The following is an 8,331-nucleotide window of genomic DNA, read 5'->3' on the forward strand; positions in this document are numbered from 1 at the left end:
ATGGATAAAAAAATCAAAAAAGTTTTTGATGTTTTAAATATCGATTTTTCAGAGTCTGAACTTTCGTATTTTAATAACTCAAAATTAGTTGAACCTGTTAGGTTATCGACAAAAAAAGCAAAAGCTTATTTTCATATTCAAATAGAAGAATTTTTACCAGTTGAATTACTACAAAAAATAGAAAATAAATTTAAACACAATGATATGTTTAATATCAAATTAATAATTGATGTTGTTAAAAAAGAATCCTTAAATAGACAAATATTAATTAACTATTTAGAATTTATTAAAAACTATAAAGCTGAATCAGGAAATCTTAGTTATTGATCTATGATTGATACTAAGAATTTTGATTATGACGAAACTAAAAACTTAATGACTTTTATAACCACTTCTAATGAAAGCAAATCTTTTATTTATCCTGAATTAAAATATTGTGTTTCTAAATTACAACAATTTGGTATTAAAGAGATTGATTTTGAAATTCAAGTAAAAGAAATTTCATTAGAAATTTTAGAAAAAAAAGATTTACAAGAATTAGAAAAAATAAAAAACGAAGAAACTCAAACAAAACCAACAAACAATACTCATATTGTTAAAAAACCAATTCGTAGTTCAAATTACAAATATAAACAAAGTTTTGGTAAACCTAGTTATGATTCATTATTAGATTTAGAACCTAATGCTCAAAACATTATTATTCACGGAATGGTTATGAATAAAGAGTTTAAAACCTCAAAAACAGGAAGAAAGATTTTTTATATAGATCTAACAGACAACAAATCATCAATAAGATGTGTTTATTTTTCAAAAAATGAACAAGCATGTGAATTTGACGATCTGACTGAAGAAGAATTATTACAAGATAATGTAAAAGAATTAAAAGAATCAAAGATCAATGTTGGTGATTGAGTTGCGTTAAGAGGAAAAACAAGTTATTCAGAATATGATCAAGAACAAGTTTTTTATATAGATAGTTTTATAAAAATTGAAAAAGAAAATAATTCTAGAATTGATAATGAGCCTATTAAACGTGTTGAATTACATACTCATACAAAAATGAGTACTATGGATGGGGTAAGTTATGCAAAAGACTATCTTAAATTAGTTAATGATTGAAATTGAAATGCAATAGCTTTTACAGATCATATTAATGTCCAAGCTTATCCAGATATTTATAGTGCAATAAAAACAATTAACAAATTAAGAGACAAAAACCAACAATTAAAAGCAATTTATGGACTAGAAGCTCAAGTAATTGATACAGAGAAATTATGATATGTTAAAAATTCACAAAATCATGATCTAAAAAGTAGTAAAATGGTATTTTTCGACTTAGAGACTACTGGATTGAGTCCTGAAATGGATGAAATTATTGAGTTTGGCGCAGTTATTTATGATTTAAAAACAGGAGAAAGAAAAAGAAGTGATATTCTAATTAAATCTGAAAAACCATTAAAACAATTTACAAAAGAATTAACACGTATTACTGATGAAATGTTAGAAGATAAACCATCAATTAAAGAAGCCTTTTCTCAAATTTATGAAATTATTAAAGATGGAATTTTAGTTGCTCACAATGCTAATTTCGACTTTAACTTTTTAACTAATTGTGCAATTAAATTAGGGTATGGTAAATTAACAAATACAGTTATTGATACATTAACAATTTCAAGAGCGGTATTTTCAGAGTTAAAAAATCACAGATTAGGAACAATAGCTAAAAAACTTGGTATTGATTATGATGCTGATGTTGCCCACCGTGCTGATTATGATGCTGATATTTTAGCTGATGTTTATGACAGATTAATCATTGAAGTTAGAAAAGCTCATAACATTATTGTTGATAGTGATTGAAATAAAATTCATCCTGAACAATTAAGCCAAAATAAAAATTATCACGGAAGATCTGGATATCATTTAAACATTTTAGCTAAAAATCAAAAAGGCTTAAAAGAAATCTATAAATTAGTTTCAAACTCACATACTAGAACATTTTTCTCTTCACCTAAAGTTGTTAAAAATGATTTAGAAGAAATAAGAAAAAATAATAATTTATTAATTGGTAGTGGTTGTGTTAATGGTGAGATTTTTGAACTAGCAAGAACTAATACTTTTGATGAATTACATAATGCTATTAAGTTTTATGATTATATAGAAATTCAACCTATTAGTGTTTATAAAAATCTATTACAAGATGATTCACTAGATTTAGATCAATTAAAAAATATTATTAAAACAATTATTAAACTAGCAAAACAAGAAAATAAGATTATTGTTGCAACAAGCGATGCTCATTATACTGAACCTGAATTAAAACAAATTAGAGAAGTTTATATTAATTCTAAAGGATTAGGTGGAACACGTCACCCATTATTTGATTCAAAAAATAGGGTTAAAGATTTTCCAGATCAACACATAAGAACTACAAAAGAAATGTTAGATGAGTTTAAGTGGTTAAATGATGATGAATTTGTTTATCAAATAGTAGTTGAAAACACTAATAAAATAGCTGATATGATTGATGCAAATATTGCTCCTGTTAAAGATGGGTTATTCACACCAAAAATTGATAACGTTGATGAAAAATTAAAAAATAAATGTTATGAAACAGCAAAAGAAATGTATGGAGAAAATTTACCTGAAATAGTTGAAAAAAGATTAGAAAAAGAATTAAATTCAATTATTAAGCATGGATTTGCAATTGTTTATTGAATTTCTCATTTACTAGTTAAACAATCATTAGAAGATGGATATTTAGTTGGTTCACGTGGTTCAGTTGGTTCTTCATTTGTAGCAACTACTTCTAAAATTACTGAAGTAAACCCTTTAAAAGCTCATTATAGATGTACTAATTGTAAGTATTCAGATTTTGATACTGATCCACAATATAAGTGTGGTTATGATTTACCTGAAAAAAATTGTCCAAAATGTAATCAAAAATTAATTGGTGATGGACATGATATTCCGTTTGAAACTTTTTTAGGTTTTGATGGAGATAAAGTTCCAGATATCGATTTAAACTTTTCAGGAGAATATCAATCAACTGCTCACAACTTTACTAAAAAAATGTTTGGTGAAGACAATGTTTTTAGAGCCGGAACTATATCAACTGTTGCTGAAAAAACTGCCTTTGGTTATGCGAAAGCATTCTATGAAGAAACAAAACAAAATCAAGAACAACCAAGAAAAGTTGAAATCAACCGTTTAGCAAAACTAGCTGAAGGAGTTAAAAGAACAACTGGTCAACACCCTGGTGGAATTATAATTCTACCTAATGAATTTGAAATTGAAGATTTTACTCCTGTAAATTATCCTGCTGATGATACTAGATCGAGCTGAAAAACAACACACTTTGATTTCCACTCTATTCACGATAACTTATTAAAAATGGATATTTTAGGTCATGTTGATCCAACTGCTTTAAGAATGTTGCGTGATTTAACTGGTGTTGATCCAATTACCGTTCCGACTGATGATAAGAGAGTTTATTCTTTATTTTCAGGTTTAGATGAATTAGAAATAACTTCAGATGAAATAAATGGTGAGATTACGGGAGCTATTGGAATTCCAGAATTTGGAACAGGATTTGTTAGAGGGATGTTAAGAGAAACAAAACCTAAAACATTTGCTGATTTAGTTCAAATTTCAGGATTAAGTCACGGTACTGATGTTTGATTAGGAAATGCAAGAGATTTAATTAGAGATGGTAAAGCTAATATTTCAACAGTTATTGGATGTAGAGATGATATTATGGTTTACTTATTAAGCATGGGATTAGATAATTCATTAGCTTTTGTGATTATGGAATCAGTTAGAAAAGGTAAGGGGTTAAAAAAAGAGTGAGTGGAAATTATGAAAAAACATAACGTACCAGACTGATATATAGAATCATGTTTAAAAATTAAATATATGTTTCCTAAAGCTCACGCGACCGCTTATGTTTTAATGGCTTATAGAATAGCTTGATATAAAATCTATTATCCAGCTGAATATTATGCAACATTCTTATCGACACGTGCTGATGCTTTTGATATAGAAACCGCACTAGGTGGTTATGATTCAGTTTTTGCAAAAGTAAAACAACATGAACAAAAATTAAAAAATGGTGAAAAAGTATCTAAAAAAGATGAAGATCTTTACATAGTAAATGAAATATTATTAGAAATGTTTGCAAGAAAAATTAAATTTAATAATATTAATTTTGAAAAATCTCAAGCTACAAGATTTATTGTTAATACATTAGAAGATGGATTAAAAATTTTAATACCACCATTTAATATAATTGATTCATTAGGTGAAGCTGTGGCTATGTCAATAATTAGTGCTAGAAATGATAGAAAAATAACTAGTGTTAATGATTTAAAAAATAGAACACAAGTTACTCAAACACAAATAAAATTATTTGAAAAACTTGGTATACTTAATTCACTAGCAAGTGATGAACAGCTAACATTTCAATTTTAAAGGAGTGGAATTATGTCAAATATAAATGTAAAAGATTTAATGTTAAATAGAAAAAGTGCCAGAGATTTTGACACTACTAAAAAAATATCTGATAAAGATTTACAAGAAATATTAACAGCAACTAGAATGACACCAAGTGCTTTTAATTTAATGAATTTAAGATTATTAGTTATTGATTCACAATCAGAATTAAAAGCACAACTAATTCCATTGTTTTATAGTCAAAAAAACTTTATTAATGCTGATAAGTGTATTTTGTTTGTTTCAGATAAGACTAATAAAATTTTAAATCATACTATTGATAAAACTATTAATGCAATCTTTTCAAAAGAACAAGAAGAAATTGCTCAAAAATTTAGAAATAATGTTGTTAATTCAACAACAATGTTAGCAAAATATAATGAATTAGATAATTGAAGTAAAACAACAGCTCATATTGCAAGCGGTGTTGCTACAGTAGCTGCTGCTAGTTTAGGTGTTGATTCATGTATTATGGGTGGGTTCAATGCTAATCAGTTAAATGAAATCTTAATTGAAAATAATTATATAACTAACGATGAACAAGTAGTTTTAGCAATGGTGTTAGGTTATGTTAATCCCAACATTATTCCTAAAGCAAAAACTAGAATTGATGAAAAAGAATTTGTTACATTTGTTAAGTAAAATGCATAACTTATATTATTAAAATAATAAAAAAAATAGTACTTTTATGGAATGTGCTCAAAAAACAAAGTACCAAATAATAACAAAAATCTTATTGTTTTTATTTCAGTTAACCTTTAAGTAATATTAAAAAAGTTATAAAGTGATTTAATTTAATCATTTTTTCAAAGTAGCTGTAATATTTTATTTATAATTATTTATTTTATTAATTCTAGATAGTTTTATTTTAACTTGTAATTTAATGATTTTTTATAATACAAAATCAAAATAAATAACTGTTTTTATCAATACTTTTTGTATTTGTATTGATAATATAATGATTTTCAGTAGTTTATAATTCATATAAAAATATTTAATAGGCTCACTTCATTTATCATTAATATTCTTATACGTGATATTTAAACCACTTGATAAACAGGATGAATACTGTTGATGACGATAGTTGTTGATAGCATTTGATTCTTACTTACTTTAGCAAACATTAAACTAGTAAAAAAACCGTACTTTAAAATCAAAATTTAACAAAAGCTCTTAACTATAAAAAGTAAATACCTACTTAAATATTAATCAATCCTAAACAAAACATTTAGACAAACCGATTGCTTTGTCTAAATGTTTTTTTGTACTAATATTTGAAGTTATAGCAATAGTCGAAAAATTACTAAGCCAAATAAAAAAACTAAGATTTTTTACTAAGACAATTTTTAAGACAAAATAGTTGTGTTGGTTTTTTATATAAGTACTTCACATCTGTTAGGTGTTTTTCGTTTTAAATGTTTTAAATTTTTTTATTGTTATATCATTTAATAAATTATTTGATTTCATTTTTTAATTGGTTGAAAGTTGGTTTTCATACAGCTTTTTAAAATCAAAAAACATTTCTGACTTTAATATTAAAAAGAAATATAAGACCTGTTTTTATTATCAAATTTTAACTCTTTTTTTTAGGAGCAATATACATTTTGTCTTCTGGTTGAATGTTGAAAGCTTTAACAAACTCTTCATTATTAGCCGCCTGGATGTTAGCTCTTAATTCAGCAGGTGCATGTGGGTCTTGTTCAAGTAAACCCTACGTTTCCCACTTTAAGCATAAAAATAACAGTTTAAAATTATAAACCTAAATTTATAAGTTAACTGTTATTTTTTTAAAACTTCTAAAAGAGTGTGATAAGTATCTCAACTTTCTTTTAACCCATCATTAAACACTTGTATTGTTTCTGTTTTTTGTTTGTTTACAAATACCTCAATTTCTTTGACATCTTTAATAACGTTAATCATTTTATGTTCAGTAATTCTATTTTTACCTTGCAATTCTAATCTAGAATTCAAATGGTAAACTACATAATTTAAAAACACTAAAGATACAAAACACAAACAAATATATCCAACATTATGATTTCATGTTGATAGATACATTGGACGAAGTGACAATTTACCTTTTAACGTTTTAAAATTAGATTCAATTTGTCACTGTTTTGAATATAAATTTACAATATCAACTACAGATAAATCAGTTCTATTTGTTTCATAAACATAATATCCATCGTATTTTTCATCTTCATTTATTTTTGCTACATCTAATTCATAAAACGCACCTTTATTTACAGGTTTAAAAAACTTATATTTTTTTGAACCGGCTAAATTATCGTATGAAACTAAATTATCTTTATTCATCTTTTTAATAAAATTTTGAACTAAGATATCTCTATCATTTTTGTCTTTTATTGCACGTTTTTTGCTATAAGTTATTATCTGTTTTCTGAAATGACCATTTGGTCGTTTTTTATTGTAAAAAGATGCTACATCACGAACTTTATATTTAAAAGAACCATCAGTTATATAATCTTTTTCATCTAAAACATACTCTTTAAATTGTTTGCTACCAGCTTTCATTCTATAAGAAATTATGTAGTTTCAATTTTTAGATTCTAAGAATCTAATATTTCTATTAACACTCATACCTTTATCAGCAATAATAGTTACTGTGTTTATTTCATAAAGGTCTGCAATTTCAAGCATCAAAGGAATAAATGTATTTGAATCAGCACTATTTCCAGGAAAAACTTTGTAATGTAATGGAATTCCGTTTTCATCGGTTGCCATTCCTATTACAATTTGATCTTCTTTGAATTTTCCATCCTTCGAATAACCAGGCTTTTTAAACCCTTCTCTTGAAAATGTTTCAAAATATGCGGTTGTTGCATCAAATCACAAAACATCAATTTTTCTATTTGTGTTATCACAAATTTTCTTGTTTAAGTTTTTCAGAATCTCGTCTTTATTTTTTGCAATATAATCTAATGATCTGTAAAATGAATTTTTTGAATGAGTATCTATTCTTTCTTTTTTTATTGTTTTGTAAGTGTTAAATACGCTAATCGGATTTTTAATTCTTTGATAAATTAATTGCATAATAACATCTTTTAGTGTTGTTGATCTTGTAGTAGAACAATTATCAAAAATATCAAAATAATCAAAGAGTTTTTCAATAATCTCGTAACCTTTATACCTTTCTATAACCTCTTTTTTCAATGATTTTTTCTCTTTGAAGATTTCATCTAATTTTGTTTTAGCTTGTTCTTTTGTTCAATAAAAAAGTTTTAGTCTAATACTATATATTTAATAAATCAGCAAGGTTTTGAACGTATTTCAACATCTTGCTTTTCTTTCATTCTTTACCACTTATCTGTTCCATTTTATAACTTCTTAAATATTCTATTATTTGTTTGAAAGAATAATTTTTGTGCAAGTCCAATTTAATAAATTGGTTCTTAACACGTGTTCCAATTATTAATGATAAGTAGTTTATAAATTCAGTTGTATAAACTTTCATTTCAGAATGAACTCTGGTTTTTGATAATTCTAAAATGTTTTTGTAAAAATTGAACATTTCTTCAATCTCTCATCTTTGATCATAAAGTGTGTATACATCTTCTAAACTCAAATCTACATTTGATTCAAAAGCAATTGTTCCAAAATATTCTTCTTCTTTTTTGAATTCAGAAATATCAAAATTATCTTTTCTCAAATGTCTTTGATACCTACCAATACTTTCTTTTCCAGCAATTTCTAAGTCTTTAAATAAATAGTAAAATTTGTTGTTTATTTGTTCTTTAGAACCTAAAAGTTGTTTTCCTTTAATGCTTACAGGAGTTAGTTTATCTATAAAATTTTCAGATTTAATGAATTTTGTATTTCTTT

The 8,331-nt window shown here is 25.4% G+C and carries 3 protein-coding genes and 2 pseudogenes; 2 read left to right on the forward strand and 3 right to left on the reverse strand.

The genetic code is table 4. The annotated features are described in order from the left end of the window. Both AB668_RS02940 and AB668_RS02945 read left to right on the forward strand, forming a co-directional pair. A complete protein-coding gene (locus tag AB668_RS02940; protein WP_050517548.1) occupies window positions 1-4,467 on the forward strand; it encodes a PolC-type DNA polymerase III in 4,467 nt (1,488 codons plus the stop codon). Between the two features lie 12 nt (window positions 4,468-4,479). Next, on the forward strand, window positions 4,480-5,130 hold the full coding sequence (locus AB668_RS02945) for an NAD(P)H-dependent oxidoreductase (RefSeq protein ID WP_050517549.1): 651 nt from the start codon (window positions 4,480-4,482) through the stop codon (window positions 5,128-5,130). Window positions 5,131-6,051: 921 nt separating this feature from the next. On the opposite strand, the pseudogene AB668_RS06065 reads toward AB668_RS02945, so the two are convergent. The 3 genes and pseudogenes from AB668_RS06065 to AB668_RS02955 all read right to left on the reverse strand — a co-directional run. Next, window positions 6,052-6,196: pseudogene (locus AB668_RS06065) on the reverse strand (M13-type metalloendopeptidase); the annotation flags it as partial. 71 nt (window positions 6,197-6,267) lie between these two features. Next, a pseudogene (locus tag AB668_RS02950) lies at window positions 6,268-7,719 on the reverse strand (IS1634 family transposase); the annotation flags it as partial. A 22-nt stretch (window positions 7,720-7,741) separates the two neighbouring features. After that, a partial coding sequence (locus tag AB668_RS02955) for a transposase (RefSeq protein WP_152908040.1) occupies window positions 7,742-8,331 on the reverse strand: 590 nt, incomplete at its 5' end.

Origin of the sequence: Mycoplasma sp. HU2014 (assembly GCF_001199495.1) — a bacterium.
Taxonomy (GTDB): Bacteria; Bacillota_I; Bacilli_A; order Mycoplasmatales; family Mycoplasmataceae; genus Mycoplasma.